Source organism: Blastococcus sp. CT_GayMR20 (assembly GCF_004570345.1).
In genome coordinates, this window is the sequence record NZ_SPQM01000115.1 from 1 (window position 1) to 15688 (window position 15688).

Genomic DNA, 15688 nt, shown 5'->3' on the forward strand with positions numbered 1-15688 from the left:
TCGACGTGGGGCTCGGAGAGGGCCTGCGGGACTGGCGCACCTGAGTAGCGTCAGCACGGACATCTCATCCCGCAGGAGGCACCCCGTCGCCACAAGGCCTGGAAGCTGCGCCGAAGCACACCTGGGTTGCCCCTGCCGGGGGGACCAGTCGATCCACGAGGAACGCTCCAAGGACATCACCGAGGCGCGGGCGAACTCGCAGGACGTCGTCGAGTGCCCCGAGTGCGGGACGTCGACCACGCCGCTGAGCATCGTCACCTGGGGCCACTGCCGGGCCTGCCGGACGGCGCAGTCGCGGGAGATGTACCCCCTCCGCTGGTGACAGGTACAACGGAGGCATGACCACCGCCTCCTGGAACGGCACCGTGATCGCGAAGTCCGACGACATCGTGACCGTCGAGGGCAACGCCTACTTCCCGCTCGCGGACGTGCGCCGGGACCTCCTGCGTCCCTCGGACACGCACACGTGGTGCCCCTGGAAGGGGACGGCGTCCTACTACTCCGTCGAGGTCGACGGCCAGGTCAACCGCGACGCCGCCTGGTACTACCCGGAGCCGAAGAAGGCAGCCGAGGAGATCACCGGCCGCGTCGCGTTCTGGCGAGGCGTCGAGGTCAGCTGATCTCCTGGCGCCCCGGGAGCAGTTCCCGGCCGGGTCGGGACGACGGCTCATGACCCGGCCGCTGCTCCGCCGGACCGTGGGACACGCGCACACCGCGCATCCCACGTCCAGAAGGCGGACATTCCCATGGCCCAGACCCGCACCACACCCCAGCCCACCCGACTCACCACGGACGGCCACGTCCCCCGGTCCACCCGGGTGGGGGCAGGACTCGGCATCGCCGGCGTCGTCCTGCTCCTGGCCGGCTTCGCGCTGATGGCGCCGGGCGATGCCGTCCACACGAATACGACGGCCAAGATCGTCGGCTACTACTCCGACCCGCATCAGACGATGACGTTCACCGGCGGTCTGCTCTCGTGCGCCGGCCTGCTGGCGCTCCTGCCCTTCATGGCGACCATGACGTCCCGGCTGGGCGGCTCGGGCACGCCGGGTGAGGTGTTCGGGGCCACCGCGCGGATGTCCGGGGCCGGCTACGTCATGCTGTGCCTCGCCCCGAGCCAGGCGGCCGGTGCGGCCGCTCTCTGGCTCGGGTCGCACGGGGGTGACGCCTCGACGATCGTGGCCCTCAACACGCTGCGGGCCTTCACCTACTACGTGGCGCTGCTGGCCCTCGCCGGGTTCCTGGCGGCGCTCGGCATCGGTGGCCTGACCACGGGCCGTCTCGCCCGGTGGATGTCGTGGTCTGCCGTCGCCGTCGGGACGATCCTCGCGGCCGGCGTGGCAGTGGCCCAGACCGGCCTGGCCGACATCGCCTCCATCGTCGCGCTCGCCTGGATCGTCGCAGCGTCGGTCGGGATGCTGCGCCGGCCCGAGACGGTTCCGGTGTCGGACCGGGGCTGAGCGACCACCCGTCAGCGCGATCCGTGCGCGAGGATTCCGCCGTGCCTGCCCCTCGGTCGGTGCAGTACCTCCTGTGGGCCACCGCGCTGGGCGCGACGGCCGCGGCGGTCGCCGCGGCCGTCGTCGCCGTGCGTGCTGGCCTCGGGCAGCAACAGGCCCGGCTCGTCGACACCCTCGTGGTGGCCGCCTGCTGCACGGTCGGCGCCCTGGTGCTGACCAGCCGACCCGGCCAGCCGGTGGGCCGGGCCCTGCTGGCCGGAGGGGCCGCCTACGGCGTCGGCCTGCTCCCGGTGGAGTTGCTCGTGGCGCACCTGGCGGGCGACCCGGCAGACGCCGGCGCACGCGCACTGCTGCTGGTGGCATTCACGGTGCGCGGCCTGGGCTGGCTGATCCTCGCCGTCGTCCTGCCGCTGGTCTTCCCCGACGGCGCGACCGGGGCCGCGCGGGTCTGGCTGCGCATCGCCGTCGGGACGCTCGGTCTCTTCGTCGTCGGGATCTTCCTGCAGCCGACCATCAACGACGACCGGATCCCCGGCACCGACAACCCCGTCGGCCTCCCCCGGGACCTCCATCTCGTGGCCGACGGGGTCATCGTGGTGGCCTTCGGCCTGGGTGCGCTCTGCCTGGTCGTCGGGCTGGTGTCGGTGGCGAGCCGCTGGCGGCAGGGGACCCCCCTGGTGCGCCAGCAGGTCGGCTGGTTCGCCCTGGGCCTGGTCGTCGCCGTCGCCGGCGCCGTCCTCCTCGCGGCCGGCGTCCTCGGCGCCCCGGTGTTCTCCCTCGCCGTCGTGGCGCTCCCGGTGGCCGTGGGCGTCGCCGTCCTGCAGCACCGGCTGTACGAGGTCGACCTCCTGATCAACCGCGCCCTGCTCTATGCCCTGCTGACCGCCGTGGTGGCCGGCATCTACGTGCTGGTGGTCGCCGGCGTCGGCGCGATGCTGAACGAGCGCGGCGCGGGGTGGTTGCCCTGGGCCGCGACCGCCCTGGTGGCGGTGGCGTTCCAGCCCCTGCGCGAGGCGATCCAGCGCGGGGTCAACCGCCTCACCTACGGCGCGTGGGACGACCCGCAGGCGCTCGTCCGGTCGCTGCACGCCCGGCTGGAGCAGGCGACCACCCCCGAGGGCGCTCTGCCCGACGTCCTCGCGGACACGCTGGCGTCCCTCCGCCTGGACTCGTTGTCCGTGGTCACCGCGGACGGCGGCACGCTCGCCGCCGTCGGCGGCGCCCGGCCGGACGACGTCCGGCGCCTTCCCCTCGTCCACGCGGGGACGACGGTCGGCGAGCTCGTCGTGGGGGGCGGCCGGCGGCGGCGCAGGGACGAGGCCGTGCTGGGCGAGCTCGCCGGCGCCCTCGCGCCCGCCGTCCAGGCCGCGCGGCTGCACGCCGACCTGGCGCGCTCGCGGGAACGGCTCGTCGTCGCTCGCGAGGAGGAGCGCCGACGGCTGCGGCGGGACCTCCACGACGGCCTCGGCCCCTCGCTCGCCGGGCTGACGCTCAAGCTCGACACCGCCCGCAACCTCGTGGGCGACCATCCGCTGCTCAGGGAGATGCGCAGCGACGTCCAGGCGACCATCGCCGACGTCCGGCGGCTGGTCGAGGGGCTGCGGCCGGTCTCGCTCGACGAGTGGGGACTGGCGGAGGCCCTGCGGCGGCTCGTCGACCGGGCTCCCCCGGGCGGGCCGGAGGTCCACCTCGTGACCGAGAGCGCCGACTCCCCGGCCGCGGCGGTCGAGGTGGCCGCGTACCGGATCGTGCAGGAGGCGTTGACCAACGTGCTGCGGCACTCCGGCGCGCACACCTGCGACGTCTCGGTCTGCGGAGCGAACGGGTCGCTGGTGGTGAGCGTCGCCGACGACGGGCGTGGACCGGGGGCCGGGGACGGACGTGGTTCGGGCCTGGAGACCATGCGCGAGCGCGCCGAGGAGCTGGGCGGCTCCCTGGAGCTGCTCCCCCGCACCGGCGGCGGCACCCTGGTGCGCGCGGTCCTGCCGAGGAACCCGTCGTGATCCGCGTGCTGGTCGTCGACGACCACCCGCTGTTCCGCGCCGGGGTCAGTGGCCTGCTGGACTCGGTGGAGGACACCGCGGTCGTGGCCACCGCGCCGGACGGCGACGCGGCGTTGCGCGAGGCCACGCTCACCCGGCCCGACGTCGTCCTGATGGACCTGAACCTGCCCGGGACGTCAGGGCTCGAGGCGACCAGGCGGATCGTCCGCGCGTGCCCGGACAGCGCCGTCCTGGTGCTGTCCATGCTGGACGACGACGAGTCGGTGCTGGCCGCGATGCGGGCAGGCGCACGCGGCTACGTGCCCAAGGGCGCCGGTCAGGAGGAGCTGCTCGCCGCGATCCGCGCGGTGGCCACCGGAGGTGCGGTGTTCGGCGCGGCCGTGGCCGGCCGGATGCTGGCTGCCCTCGACCGCACCCCTGCACCGGCGTTCCCGGAACTGACCGACCGTGAGTCGCAGGTGCTGTCCCTGATGGCCGAGGGGTGGGACAACCGCCGCATCGCCGCTGAGCTGGAGGTGAGCACGAAGACGGTGGCCAACCACGTCTCGCACGTGCTCACCAAGCTGCAGGCCCGGGACCGCGTCGAGGCGGTGCTCCGGGCCCGCAACCGCAGCTAGGAGCTGCCACCTCGGGGTCAGCGGCCGGGGCGGGCGCCGGCCAGGTCCCGGGCGGCCGCTGCGGCGTCGGCGTCCAGCCGCTCGGCGACGGCCTCGTTGAAGGAGTCCCAGGCGAACTCGGGAGGGACCCCGAGGGCCTCGGCGATCTGCTCCCAGCTCGCTCCCCCGCGCAGGGCCGCGCGGATGCCGATCAGCTGGCTGTCGTGGGCCTTCCGGGAGACCACCTCACCGAGGGCGAGCAGCTCGAGCGCCTCGTAGGTGTCCAGCGAGGTGTCCCGGAACGACGCCCAGCCGTTCTCGTCGTCGTCGTCGCGAACCGTGTTGAGGGTGGTCTGGCCGTTGTCGCGGCGGCTGAGGAAGTCCAGGCGGGTGGCGGCGGTCGGCAGGGAGAACTCCTGCTCCAGCGCCTCGGGGGTGATGCTCATGCCTGCGAGCCTGCCCGTCCGCCCCGGGGCGGCAAACTCCCACGCCGCGTGACGCCGGTGACGTGGCCGCCACCTGGCACGGCGCTACGGAGCGGGCACGCGGACGCACGGAGGGCCCGCACCCCGTCAACCGGGATGCGGGCCCTCCGTCACGGGGCGTGAGGCTTACGCGTCGACGCCCACGGCCTCCTTGGCGAGCGAGGCGAGCTGGGTCTGTGCGGCGCTGGCCACGTTCGCCCGGCCCTTGTGGGTCTCCTCGTAGCGGATGATCACGCGGATGTCGTGCGGCTCCTTGAGGCCCTTGATGGCCTTCACGGCGTCGCCGACCGAGAGCTGGTCGTAGTTCTTGATCGGCAGCTCGTCGGCGGAGACGTCGCCGAGCTCCTCGCGGGCGGACCTGGCGGCGTCGGCGGCGTCCTTGTTGCCCTTGCGGCGGGCGACCTGCTCGGCGCGACGCAGCGAGGCGCTGCGGCCGGCGGTGAGGGTCTCGCGGACGGCCTCGGTGAGCTGCTGCGCCCGGTCGGTGACGGCGGAGAAGCGGTCGGAGGTCTCCTCACCGGCGTGCTTCACGGTGTCCACGGCGTTGTTCACCGTGTTCGCCCAGAAGCGGACGGGGGCGTTGACGGCGCGGGCCACGCCACCGGCGACCTTCTGGACCGGGGTCGGGACGAGCGCCGCGGGGCCACCGAGGGCCTCCTCGGCGAGGACGACGGTCAGCCACTCGACGGTCGCCTCGTGGGCGCCGATGAGCTTCTCGGCCAGCCGGCGCACCTGGGTCTCCTCGGCCTGCTCGGCGAGGACCTTGACGTAGGTGGCACGGTCGAGCAGCTGGTGCTCGAGCGACAGGTCGCTCAGCAGCGCCTCCTCGAAGGGAGCCGCCTGCTCGAAGGTGGCCTTGAGGATCGCGCCGAGACGGCCGACGGCCGGGGTGACGACGTCCGGGACACCGCCGAGGGATCGGAGCGCCTCGGTGATCTCGAGGCTGCGGGCGGCAGCGTTGTCGGCGTTCTGCGTGAGCTCGCGACGGACGGCGTCGGTACGGGCCTGGGAGATCCGCGTCCGTGCGACCTGCTCCTCGGTCTGCGTGAGCAGGACGAGGGCGCGCAACTGGTTGATGATCTTCGTGTTGTGAGCCATGGCTTCTTCATGCCCGGCTGATCGCGAGTGCTAACTCCAGCAAGCGAATTGCTAGCAGTGAGCCTCGTCACGCCCGCTCGAGCTCTGCGTACGCATCGGTGACGCCGAGGACGGCGGCGAGGCCGTGCAACTCGGCCTCGAACATGGGCCCGGCGTCGTCCAGGGCGAACTTCAGGTGCCCGAAGATCTCCATGCAGACCAGGCCGTAGAGCCGGATCCAGCAGCTGAGGAAGACCTGCATGACGCCCAGGGGCAGCTGCACCGGGAACTTCGCGCACCAGGCGCGCAGCTGCTCCTGCAGCGGCGGCTCGATCTCGTCGTCGGCCGGGATCGCAAAGCCCCGTTCGGCATAGATCTGCGCCACCAGGACGGCGAACACCGCGCCGAACCGCTTCGCGGCGAGCTCCGCCGGGCTCTCGTCGCGGCCGGGCACTCCGTGCTCGGGCACGACGCCGTCGCCGGCACTGCCGAAGAGCAGCCCGAACTCCGCGTGGTGCGTGATGGCCCAGCGCCGGAAGGCCCGGCTGCAGGCGAGCAGCTGGATGGGCGCCGTCGCCGGGCGGGCGTCGTCCCGGGCGGCCTCGAGGACGGCGACCAGCTCGTCGTAGAGGTCGGCGACGACGTTCTCGACCAGGTCCTCGCGGCTGCTGAAGTAGCGGTAGAGCGCCGGCGCGGTCATGCCCATCTCGCGGGCCACCGCGCGCAGGGCCAGCCCGTCGACACCCTGGTCGACGAGGACCCGGCGGGCGGTCTCCTTGATCTCGCGCACGGTGTCGGCGCGGACGCGGTCGCGGCGGCTCACTGGTTCGACAGGCGCTTCCGCCATCGACTCCCACCTCCCGGACGATTCCTCTTGACACCAGTAAACACCGTATGCACAGTGATCGCTGTTAGCTAACAGTGTTCACTCCGATTCGACGTCAGCACTGGAGAAGCCATGTTCGAGGCCCTCGGTCGAGTGATGTACCGGCGCCGCCGGTGGGTGGTGGCGCTGTCCCTGGCCTTCGTCGTGTTCGCCGGCGTCTGGGGCACCGGCGTCTTCGGCGCCATGACCGGCGGCGGTTTCGAGGATCCCGACAGCGACAGCTCGCGCGCGGTGGAGGTCGCCCAGCGCGAGCTCGGGCGCAGCGGCGGCGACGTCGTCGTCCTCTACTCCGGTGACGACCTGACCGTCGACGACCCGGCCTACGCGGAGGCCGTCGAGCAGAGCCTCGCCGCCCTGCCGGCAGACGGCATCGAGGCGACGACCACGTTCTGGAGCACCGGCGCCCCGCAGCTGGTCAGCGACGACCGCACCGCGACCTACGCCGTCCTGACCCTGGCCGGCGGCGAGGACCAGCGCGAGACCACCCTCGAGGCGATCGAGGAGGACCTCACCGCCCCCGGCCTGGAGACGCAGGTCGGCGGCGGGACGACGATCAACCGCGACATCAACGAGCGCGTGAGCGCCGACATCGCGCGCGCCGAGAGCATCTCGCTGCCCATCCTGGCGGTGCTGCTGGTCATCATCTTCGGCAGCGTCGCGGCGGCCAGCCTGCCGCTGGCGATCGGCGTGACGGCGATCCTCGGGGCCTTCACCGCCCTGCGCGGCTTCACGTACCTGACCGACGTCTCGATCTTCGCGGTCAACATCGTGACGATCATCGGCCTCGGTCTCGCCATCGACTACGGCCTGTTCATGGTCAGCCGGTTCCGGGAGGAGATCCGCCGGCAGCCGGACGTGGAGACGGCGCTGGCGCGGACGATGGCGACGGCCGGGCGCACCGTCGCGGTCTCGGGGATCACCGTCGCGATCTCGCTGGCCGGACTGCTGATCTTCCCGCAGGTGTTCCTGCGCTCGATGGGCTTCGGCGGGATGAGCGCCGTCCTGGTCGCGATGCTCGCCGCCCTGACGCTGCTGCCGGCGCTGCTGGCGATGCTCGGCCCGAAGGTCGACGCGCTGTCGGTGCGGCCGTGGCTCCGGCGGGTGTTCCGGCGCCCGGTCGCCGGGCCGCCGATGGAGAACACCGGCGCCTGGTACCGGATCGCGCACGTGGTGATGCGCCGTCCGATCGTCTTCACCGTCGCCACCGTGGCACTGCTCGTCGCGCTCGCCCTCCCCTTCCTGCGCGTGCAGTTCGGCGGCATCGACGAGCGGGCGCTGCCGGCCGGCACCGAGAGCCGGGTGGTGGCGGAGACGATCAGGTCGGACTTCCCCGAGGACCCGTCCGGCCCGATCGAGGCGATCGTGACGCTGCCGGACGCCGTCGACTCCGCCGCGGGCGGCGCGGCGCTGCAGGCCTACGTCGACGCGGTGGCCGACGTCCCGGGTGTGGACGCCGCGACGGTGACCGGCGCGGCCGGGGACACCGCCCGCGTGGCCATCGCCTACGCCGGCGACCCGGTGGCCGAGGAGGCGCGGGCGCTGGTCAACGAGGTCCGCGACGTGCCGGCCCCGGCGGGCGGCGAGGTGCTGGTCGGCGGGCAGAGCGCGGTGCTCACCGACCTGCTGGAGAGCCTCGGGGCACTGCTGCCCTGGATGGCGCTGATGGTGGTGGCGACGACGTTCGTGCTGCTCTTCCTGGCCTTCGGCTCGGTCGTCCTGCCGATCAAGGCGCTGATCATGAACGTGCTCTCGATCGGTGCCTCGTTCGGCGCGCTGGTGTGGATCTTCCAGGACGGGAACCTCTCCGGGTTCCTGGACTTCACCCCCACGGGGTTCATCGAGGCCACCCAGCCGATCCTGGTGCTGGCGATCATCTTCGGGCTCTCGATGGACTACGAGGTCTTCCTGATGTCGCGGATCCGCGAGCAGTACGACCTGACCGGCGACAACACGGCCGCGGTCGCCACCGGGCTGCAGCGGACCGGCGGGATCATCACCAGCGCCGCACTCCTGCTGATCGTGGTGATCGGCGCGTTCTCGCTCTCGGGGATCACCTTCATCAAGATGATCGGCGTCGCCATGCTGATCGCCGTGGTGGTCGACGCGACGATCGTGCGGATCCTGCTCGTGCCCGCGACCATGCGGCTGCTGGGCCGGGCCAACTGGTACGCGCCCGGGCCCCTGCGCAGGCTGTACAAGCGGTACGGGATCCGGGAGTCCGACGGCGAACCGGCACCGCAGGCCGAGCCGCGCGAGCTCGCCGCCACCCACTGAGCCGGCCGGCGGGACCTCCCGGCCGGGAGGTCCCGCCAGCCGCGCCGATCAGACGGACTGCTCCTCGCGCACCGGCGGCCGGGGCCGCACGGCGAACCGCAGCACCGGCTGGGTGTCGTCGTCCAGGAGGTGCCGGGGCGCGAGCCGGACGCGGCGGGCGGGCAGGGGCGACGGCGGGAGCAGCTTGCCGCAGCCGACGCAGTAACGGCCCCGCTGCTCGACGGCGTTGCAGTGTGCGCAGGACATGGTGCCTCCTCGACTGGGCGTCCCCCGTGGACCCGCTGGACGGACCATCGCAGGCGCGACCCCCGGAATCGCGACTCTGCGGACGCGTGGGACCACCTGTGACCGGACCGTCATCTGCGAGGAGCGCCTGCGGACCTGCCCGGATACGTGCTAGACCTCGGCGATGACCGGACGGCAGCGTCTCGCAGCCGTCGGGCTCGCGGCCGCCGTCCTCCTGGCGACGGCCGGGTGCCCCATCGCGGGAGAGGAGCCGCCCGAGCCGACGCCGACCTCCTCGGACCAGGCCCTCCCGGGCCGCCCGACCGACGCGACCACCGACCTGCCTGCGTACGCCGGTCCGCCCGCAGGTGGAACGCCGAGCCTCGGCCCGCTCACCTCGCTTCGGGCGACGGTCGACCTGACCGCGGCGACGCCGGGAGTGTTCGCCCGGGCGGTGTCGGCGGTCGCCACGCCGGAGGGGGGTGCCGTCGTCGTGCTCAGCCCCCGCGAGCGGGATCTGGAGCACCGGGTGGTGACGGTCGGGCCCGGGGTGGACGGGTTCGGGATCACGCAGTCCGTGCCCATGCCGCGGATGCCCGACGTCTGGGGATCGCACCTGCTGACGGACGGCGACCTCGTGGTCGTCGGTCTCGTGGCCGACGGCGACGAGGCGGGTCCCGGCATCCAGGTGGTCGACCCGTCGAGCGGCGACGTGCGGACGACGGTGCTGATCCCGCTGGAGGACGGCACGGTCTCGGCCACCGGTCGCTCGGCGATGCTGCCCGGCAGCCCGACGCTGTACGTCGTCGCGACCGTGGAGGTGCGCGACGACGTGCGGGAACAGCTGTTCGCGGTCGACGTCCCGACCGGCCGGGTGGTCGCCGAACAGGACCTCGCCGACGACGTGGGCGCCGCGTCGCAGGACCCGATGGGCCGTCAGCTGGCCGGGCTGGTGGCACGGCCCGGTGGCGGGGCGACGATCGTCTTCGACGCCTCCCCCACGGACGTCGAGGAAGCCCGCATCCCGACCCTGCTGGCGTTCGACGCGGACCTGGCGCCCGACGGCGGCGCGGTCCGGACGACGAACCTGGCGGAGGGGGCGGAGACGCAGGCGGTGTCGGCGACTCCCGACGGCACGGTGTTCCTGCTGGTGGAGGTGGACGAGGGCGGGTGGGTGCTCGCCGTGCCCGACGGGGGCGGCGCCGGCCCGCTGGTGGCCCAGATCGACGACCGGATCTACACCTACGCGCTGGTCGTCGAGCCGGCCCAGGTGTGGTCGCTGCTGCCGGCCGAGGAGGGCGTGCGGGCGATCGACCTGGTCACCGGGGACGTCGCGGGGCCGGTGCGCTTCGGGTGCTCCCCGCGGCTGGACGTGCGCGCGCTGCTTCCCGCGCCGGACGGCGCGCTGATCATCGGCGAGTGCGACACCCCGCGTGAGGACACCCAGCTGCTGTGGATCGTCGGGCCGTGACATGTGACGGCCGGTTGCGCCCGGGAGTAGCGTCCCTGCTCACTCCCGGGACGCCGACCGCTCAGGAAGAGAGCTCATGAGCGCCGTGACCACCGAGGCAGTCCGGCTGGCCCCACGGCTGCGCGCCCTGCGCCCGGAGGCGACCGGCCTGTTCGACGTCGCCCACGCGCGCGCCTGGGACGCCGTGGACCCCGACCTGCTCGTCGCGATGCGCGCCCGCGCGGCGGCATTGCTGGGCCATCCGGACGGGGAGCGGGCGACCGCCGACAGCGAGCCGGTGCGTGCGTGCGTCGAGTTCGCCGAGCAGTTCGTCCTCGACGTGACCGCCATCGGCGAGGCCGAGCGCGACACGCTGCGCCGGCACTTCGACGAGCAGACCGTGGAGAACATCGTCCGCGCGTTCTTCCTGACGGAGTTCGGGCTGCGGCTCGAGCTGGTCTCGGGGCGACTGTTCGACGGTCCGGAGGTCGCGATGCCTCGGCCGCCGGTCCGGCGTTCCGACGACGCCGGCGCAGCGTTGCGCGAGGCAGTGGCCGACTACGCGGACGCCGTCGTCCGCGGTCGCTCGCTCGACCCGGTCGTCACCGAGCTCGTCCGGCTGCGGTGCGCCCGGACGCACAACTGCCGGATGTGCCGGACCCTCCGCCTCGTCGACGCGCGTGCGGCCGGGGTCGACGACACGATGAGCGCCGCCGTGGACCGCTACGAGACCAGCGACCTGGACGGCCGGGTCAAGGCTGCGCTCCGGATCACCGACGCGCTCATCACGATGCCCAGCAGCCTCTCGCCGTCAGCGGTGGAGCACGCCCGCACCCTCCTGAGCGAGGACGAGCTGGCCGAGCTGTGCCTGGACGTCTCGAAGTGGAGCACCCAGAAGGTCAAGGTGGCCCTGGGGACCGACGGAGCCGAGAACCTGCCGCTCAACGAGCAGGGCGTCAGCTTCTTCCGGTTCGACGACGAGGGCCGACCGATGGGGTTCTCGGCCGTCGCCGATTCCCACTGATCCGGCCAGGCGGGTCACTCCCGGGCGCCGAGGCTCGCCCAGTAGTCGTTGAGCGCGCGATTCGTATGCAGGAACCAGATGAACGGCCCCACCAGAGTGAAGAGCTGGCCGACCTCGTTGCTGAGCAGGAACGGTGAGACGAGGCCGAAGATGACCGCGACGACCAGCGCTTTCCATGATGCCGGGGAGCTCCGCGACGCGCCGCGTCAGGGCAATTCCTATCGGCCGGTCCACGTGGGCGGGCGCTTCTCGAGGTAGGCGGCGATGCCCTCCTTGCGGTCCTCGCTGAGGTACGGATTCGGGCCGACGTCGAGGCGGAGCGCCTGCCAGAGCGGCAGCTCCAGGCCCTTGACCGCGGTCTCCTTCATCCGCCGGACGGAGATCGGCGCGTTGGCGGCGATCCGCTCGGCCAGCTGGAGGGCCGTCGCGAGGACGTCGGTGGTGATCCGGTTGACCAGACCCCACCGTTCGGCGTCCTCGCTGGTCACGTAGTCGCCGATCAGCAGCATCTCCATGGCAATGCCCATGGGGATCCGCTTCGGCAGGACGACGGAGCCGAAGTTGGCGCCCATGCCGATGGTGGCCTCGGGCAGGCCGAGCGTGATGCCGGGCGCGGCGACCCGGAGGTCGCATGCCAGCGCGAGCTCGAACCCGCCGGCGACGGCGGCGCCCTGGAGCGCCGCGACGATCGGGACCGGCGTCTCGGTGACCACCTCGAACAGGGACCGGGTGGGCCGGTTCATCGGCGGGCGGAAGTGCTCGCCGCGCTGGTCGCGCTCGCGGATCTCCTTGAGGTCGAAGCCGGCGCAGAAGGCGGGACCGTTGCCGGTGAGGACGATCGCGCGGACGTCGCCGTCCTCCGCGGTCGTGAGGAGCTGCTCGATGAGGTCGGCCTGCAGCGGCGTGGAGAGCGCGTTGCGACGCTCGGGCCGGTCGAGGGTGAGGACGCGGACGCGCCCGCGGTCCTCGACGATCAATCCGGACTCGAGACGCGGCGCCTTGCTCACGACCGCAGCACCCCGGGCACGAGGGCCTAGCTCACTCGTCGCTCTCGTGGCAGTCGCAGGGGCAGTCGTGGCAGCACAGCACGTGCACTCCCGCGTCGCAGGGCGTGGCGGAACTGGTTCCGTCGGTGATCACTGGCCGGTCTCCTCGTCAACGTCGTCGAGCGTCGGGCAGGCCGACTCTGCGGTGTTGCTCACTTTCCACGCCGCAGAAACGCCGGACGTGACCGGGCCGCGACCTCTCAGTCGACGTCGGGTGCCGGCACGAGGGTCACCGACACGTCGATGTTGCCGCGGGTCGCGTTGGAGTACGGGCAGACCTGGTGCGCGGCGTCCAGCACGGCGCGGGCCTGCGCCTCGTCCTCCACCTCGGGCAGCGTGACCAGGAGCTCGACGGCGAGCTGGAAGCGCCCGCCCTCGACCGCGCCGATCCCGACGCGGGCCGTCACCCGGGAGCCGGCGGTCGACAGCTTCATCCGGCGGGCGACCCTGATCATGGCGTTGTCGAAGCAGGCGGCGTAGCCCGCGGCGAACAGCTGCTCCGGGTTCGTCGCCCGCCCACCCGGGCCGCCCAGCTCCTTGGGCACGGCCAGGTCGACGGTCAAGGCACCGTCGGACGTCGCCACGTGCCCCTCGCGCCCACCCGTTGCGGTCGCCTCTGCGGTGTACAGGATGTTCATGCCGCCAGAGTGCTCTCCGCCCGGACGGACGGCAGGGACAGATCGCTGCGTCAGGCGCGGTGCGGGACGACGACCACCGGTGGCCGAGGCTGCCGACGAGCGGACCGCTCGGCACGCGGGTTCCCGTCCGCCGCGAGGCGGACCATCCGGCGTCCCCACCGAGCGGCGGTCGCGCCGACGCGGAGGACGGCGCATCGCGTGGTCCGTGGCGCAGGGGCGACGAGCGGGTGCCGCCGTTCGCAGGTGCACGCCTGTTCGACGTAGGCGGTCAGCCGCTGCCGGGCCCGGGCGAGCGCCGGGTCGTCGGCGTGCTGCCGGAGCAGCTCGGCGAAGCCGGGCAGCGCCCGGCTGAGCTCGTCGACGGCCCCCAGGACGTCGCGGTGCAGATCGTCCGTGCCGCACTCCAGGGCCTGGTCCAGCCGGGCGAGCAGGTTTGCCTGCCATCGCTGGTGCACGGCGAGCAGGAGGTCCCGCTCGGTCCCGAAGAGGTGGAGTGCTGCTTCCAGCTCCGGGGACCGCACGGTCCGGTCGGAGCCGATCTCGGCCTGCGCGAGGTCCCGCAGGGCCAGCGCCTTCTGTCGTCGTTCCTGTGCTGCTCCGGTGCCGTCCGTGCCCTCCATGACACTTCCCCGTCTACTCAAGGTAGCTCGTATACCGACGGTACAGACTATGCTCCCGGTCGTGACACGGGTCAAGTCGAGGCGCGAGGAGTACTCGGCGGCGACGCGGCAGGCCCTGCTCGAGAGCGCCACGGCCCTGTTCGCCGAGCGCGGCTACGCGCGTACCTCGCTCGACGAGATCGCGGCGGGGGCGCGGGTGACCAAGGGCGCGCTGTACGGGCACTTCGCCAGCAAGCAGGCCCTGTTCCGCGCCGTGCTGGAGGACCTGGAGGCCGCGACGACGGAGGAGGTCGGGCGGGCGGTGGCCGCGGCGGGCACCCCCTGGGACGGCGCGCTCGCGGGACTGGACGCGTTCCTGCAGGCGTGCTGCAACACCGTCTACGGCGCCGTGGTCATGCGCGAGGCCGCGGTCGCTCTCCCCTACGCCGAGTGGTCCGCGGCCGAGGAGCTGCACAGCTACAAGATGGTCGTCGGGCTGGTGGAGATGCTGATCGCGGCCGGCGAGATCGACCCGCTGCCGCTCGAGGCCGCTGCCCGGATCGTGCACGCCGTGGTCGGGGCGGCGGCGATGCTGATCGCCGGCGCCGCACCCGCGGACCAGGCCAAGGCCTTCGAGGACGCCCGCGCCGTCGTGCTCCGCCTCGCCGAGGGCATCCGGCGCCGCTGAGCAGGCCCCGATCGGGGAGCGGCCGTCCTACGGTGAGGCCCCCGGGCGCCCAGCATCAGGAGTTGACTGCGATGGCCGCCGGCCTGCGGACGTTCGTCGACATCGACGCCACACCCGAGCGCGTGTGGCAGGTGCTCACCGACCTGCCCGCGTACGCGGAATGGAACCCGTTCGTCACCGAGGCCGAGGGGACCTTCGTCGAGGGGACGAGGCTGCTCGTCACCGTGCCCGCCGGGAGTGCGCTCCTGCAGCCACGACTGCGGCCCACGGTGCTGGAGGTGGTCCCCCTCCGGCGGCTGCGCTATCGGAGCAGGCTCGACAGGTGGGGCATCCCCGGTCTCTTCGACGTCGAGCAGACCATCACCTCGTCGACCAGGACGGCGGTGTGCGCGTGTGGTTGCAGGACCGCTTCGGTGGCCTGCTGGCAGCGGCACTGATCCGTCCCCTGAGCCGCCACCGCCTGGCGGGCTTCACCGCCATGACCGCAGCGCTCAAGGCCCGCGTCGAGGGCACGGAGGCGCCCCGCCCCGGATGAGATCGCCGGCTCCCGGCGTCAGTGACCGATGAGGGCGAACTCCTTGCAGGTGCCCCGGTCGTGGCCCGGCCGGCGGCAGTGGGTGCAGATCCGCACCTCGCGAGGCGTCGGGACGACGGCCCGGGCGGCGGCGAGGTCGGCCGGGGACGTCGGCTTCAGGTCGTCGAAGTAGTCCGGCAACCCCAGACCGTGCGCCGTCGTGCGCAGCTGCCGGATCTCGGCGGTCGTGAGGATCGAGTCGGCGAGCGCCGCGGACCGCAGGTACTCCAGGATCCCGCCGTGCAGGGTGGCGACCTGGGCGGCGCCCAGACCGGCGGACCCGGCCAGCCGGGCCAGGATCTGCGCCTCGCCGCCGAGGATGCGGCCGTCCTCCAGCGCGTCGGCAAGGGCGTCGAGGTAGCGCTGGGCATCGGCCTCCGACGCCTCGGTCGCCGACGCGGGCAGCCGCGACATCAGCGAGGACATCCAGCCGTCGGCGCCCTTGCGCAGCTCGGTCGCGCGGGTGCTCGGCCGCACGTCGCGCGGCAGCTGCGGCATCGGCCGGGTACCGGTCAGGAAGCGGAGCGGCTCGCCGTACGTCCCGAGCATCCGGGGCATCAGCGCCGCGACCGTGCGGACGTCGGCGAGCGCGGCGTGCGCGTCGACCGTCGAGAGGCGGGCCGCCTTGGCCAGCGTCGTCAGCTTGTGGTTGGGCGACCGAAG

At 73.1% G+C, this 15688-nt stretch carries 17 protein-coding genes; 9 read left to right on the forward strand and 8 right to left on the reverse strand.

Annotated features, from left to right (window positions below):
• The first annotated feature begins 338 nt into the window (after window positions 1–338).
• The 4 genes from E4P40_RS20670 to E4P40_RS20685 all read left to right on the forward strand — a co-directional run bounded on the left by E4P40_RS20670 (window position 339) and on the right by E4P40_RS20685 (window position 4080).
• Window positions 339–620: a DUF427 domain-containing protein gene (locus E4P40_RS20670; RefSeq protein ID WP_135160359.1), complete on the forward strand. Its 282-nt coding sequence runs from the start codon at window positions 339–341 to the stop codon at window positions 618–620.
• A gap of 126 nt (window positions 621–746) precedes the next feature.
• Window positions 747–1460 carry a hypothetical protein gene (locus E4P40_RS20675; protein ID WP_135160360.1) on the forward strand — a complete coding sequence of 238 codons (714 nt, stop codon included), beginning with the start codon at window positions 747–749 and terminating at the stop codon, window positions 1458–1460.
• Between the two features lie 41 nt (window positions 1461–1501).
• Window positions 1502–3463 (forward strand): sensor histidine kinase, encoded by a 1962-nt coding sequence (locus tag E4P40_RS20680; protein WP_135160361.1) that lies wholly within the window; start codon window positions 1502–1504, stop codon window positions 3461–3463.
• Entirely contained in the window at window positions 3460–4080 is a 621-nt protein-coding gene (locus E4P40_RS20685) for a response regulator transcription factor (protein WP_245160471.1), read from the forward strand. The genes E4P40_RS20680 and E4P40_RS20685 overlap by 4 nt, the downstream gene beginning before the upstream one ends.
• Window positions 4081–4097: 17 nt before the next feature.
• On the opposite strand, the gene E4P40_RS20690 is transcribed toward E4P40_RS20685, so the two are convergent.
• The 3 genes from E4P40_RS20690 to E4P40_RS20700 all read right to left on the reverse strand — a co-directional run bounded on the left by E4P40_RS20690 (window position 4098) and on the right by E4P40_RS20700 (window position 6468).
• Window positions 4098–4505 carry a hypothetical protein gene (locus tag E4P40_RS20690; protein WP_135160362.1) on the reverse strand — a complete coding sequence of 136 codons (408 nt, stop codon included), beginning with the start codon at window positions 4503–4505 and terminating at the stop codon, window positions 4098–4100.
• Window positions 4506–4670: 165 nt separating this feature from the next.
• On the reverse strand, window positions 4671–5642 hold the full coding sequence (locus tag E4P40_RS20695) for a ferritin-like domain-containing protein (protein WP_135160363.1): 972 nt from the start codon (window positions 5640–5642) through the stop codon (window positions 4671–4673).
• 67 nt (window positions 5643–5709) lie between these two features.
• Window positions 5710–6468: a TetR/AcrR family transcriptional regulator gene (locus E4P40_RS20700; RefSeq protein ID WP_135160364.1), complete on the reverse strand. Its 759-nt coding sequence runs from the start codon at window positions 6466–6468 to the stop codon at window positions 5710–5712.
• A 111-nt stretch (window positions 6469–6579) separates the two neighbouring features.
• On the opposite strand from E4P40_RS20700, the gene E4P40_RS20705 reads away from it, so the two are divergent.
• Entirely contained in the window at window positions 6580–8781 is a 2202-nt protein-coding gene (locus tag E4P40_RS20705) for an MMPL family transporter (protein WP_135160365.1), read from the forward strand.
• 48 nt (window positions 8782–8829) lie between these two features.
• Here the strand turns inward: E4P40_RS20705 and E4P40_RS20710 are convergent, their stop codons facing one another.
• A complete protein-coding gene (locus E4P40_RS20710; RefSeq protein ID WP_135160366.1) occupies window positions 8830–9027 on the reverse strand; it encodes a hypothetical protein in 198 nt (65 codons plus the stop codon).
• 163 nt (window positions 9028–9190) lie between these two features.
• On the opposite strand from E4P40_RS20710, the gene E4P40_RS20715 reads away from it, so the two are divergent.
• Window positions 9191–10477, forward strand: coding sequence for a hypothetical protein (locus tag E4P40_RS20715; protein WP_135160367.1), 1287 nt, complete (start codon window positions 9191–9193; stop codon window positions 10475–10477).
• Between the two features lie 76 nt (window positions 10478–10553).
• Window positions 10554–11480 (forward strand): carboxymuconolactone decarboxylase family protein, encoded by a 927-nt coding sequence (locus tag E4P40_RS20720; protein WP_135160368.1) that lies wholly within the window; start codon window positions 10554–10556, stop codon window positions 11478–11480.
• Window positions 11481–11698: 218 nt separating this feature from the next.
• Here the strand turns inward: E4P40_RS20720 and E4P40_RS20725 are convergent, their stop codons facing one another.
• From E4P40_RS20725 to E4P40_RS20735, 3 genes are all read right to left on the reverse strand, one after another.
• Window positions 11699–12487: an enoyl-CoA hydratase/isomerase family protein gene (locus E4P40_RS20725; RefSeq protein ID WP_135160369.1), complete on the reverse strand. Its 789-nt coding sequence runs from the start codon at window positions 12485–12487 to the stop codon at window positions 11699–11701.
• 239 nt (window positions 12488–12726) lie between these two features.
• On the reverse strand, window positions 12727–13164 hold the full coding sequence (locus E4P40_RS20730) for an organic hydroperoxide resistance protein (protein WP_135160370.1): 438 nt from the start codon (window positions 13162–13164) through the stop codon (window positions 12727–12729).
• Between the two features lie 50 nt (window positions 13165–13214).
• The gene (locus tag E4P40_RS20735) at window positions 13215–13784 is read right to left on the reverse strand and encodes a hypothetical protein (protein WP_135160371.1); all 570 of its coding nucleotides are present in this window, start codon (window positions 13782–13784) and stop codon (window positions 13215–13217) included.
• 61 nt (window positions 13785–13845) lie between these two features.
• Here E4P40_RS20735 and E4P40_RS20740 point away from each other — a divergent pair, with 61 nt between their 5' ends.
• Complete coding sequence (locus E4P40_RS20740) at window positions 13846–14451, forward strand: TetR/AcrR family transcriptional regulator (RefSeq protein ID WP_167762323.1); 606 nt, start codon at window positions 13846–13848, stop codon at window positions 14449–14451.
• A 71-nt stretch (window positions 14452–14522) separates the two neighbouring features.
• On the forward strand, window positions 14523–14888 hold the full coding sequence (locus E4P40_RS20745; protein ID WP_135160373.1) for an SRPBCC family protein: 366 nt from the start codon (window positions 14523–14525) through the stop codon (window positions 14886–14888).
• Between the two features lie 116 nt (window positions 14889–15004).
• Here E4P40_RS20745 and E4P40_RS28260 read toward each other — a convergent pair.
• Window positions 15005–15688: hypothetical protein (locus E4P40_RS28260; protein WP_209305441.1), on the reverse strand; the 684-nt coding region annotated here is incomplete at its 5' end.

Coding starts and splice junctions, on each gene's coding strand:
- E4P40_RS20670 (WP_135160359.1), top strand. CDS start 339: ATGACCACCGCCTCCTGGAACGGCACCGTGATCGCGAAGTCCGACGAC.
- E4P40_RS20675 (WP_135160360.1), top strand. CDS start 747: ATGGCCCAGACCCGCACCACACCCCAGCCCACCCGACTCACCACGGAC.
- E4P40_RS20690 (WP_135160362.1), bottom strand. CDS start 4,505: ATGAGCATCACCCCCGAGGCGCTGGAGCAGGAGTTCTCCCTGCCGACC.
- E4P40_RS20695 (WP_135160363.1), bottom strand. CDS start 5,642: ATGGCTCACAACACGAAGATCATCAACCAGTTGCGCGCCCTCGTCCTG.
- E4P40_RS20700 (WP_135160364.1), bottom strand. CDS start 6,468: ATGGCGGAAGCGCCTGTCGAACCAGTGAGCCGCCGCGACCGCGTCCGC.
- E4P40_RS20705 (WP_135160365.1), top strand. CDS start 6,580: ATGTTCGAGGCCCTCGGTCGAGTGATGTACCGGCGCCGCCGGTGGGTG.
- E4P40_RS20710 (WP_135160366.1), bottom strand. CDS start 9,027: ATGTCCTGCGCACACTGCAACGCCGTCGAGCAGCGGGGCCGTTACTGC.
- E4P40_RS20715 (WP_135160367.1), top strand. CDS start 9,191: ATGACCGGACGGCAGCGTCTCGCAGCCGTCGGGCTCGCGGCCGCCGTC.
- E4P40_RS20720 (WP_135160368.1), top strand. CDS start 10,554: ATGAGCGCCGTGACCACCGAGGCAGTCCGGCTGGCCCCACGGCTGCGC.
- E4P40_RS20730 (WP_135160370.1), bottom strand. CDS start 13,164: ATGAACATCCTGTACACCGCAGAGGCGACCGCAACGGGTGGGCGCGAG.
- E4P40_RS20735 (WP_135160371.1), bottom strand. CDS start 13,784: ATGGAGGGCACGGACGGCACCGGAGCAGCACAGGAACGACGACAGAAG.
- E4P40_RS20745 (WP_135160373.1), top strand. CDS start 14,523: ATGGCCGCCGGCCTGCGGACGTTCGTCGACATCGACGCCACACCCGAG.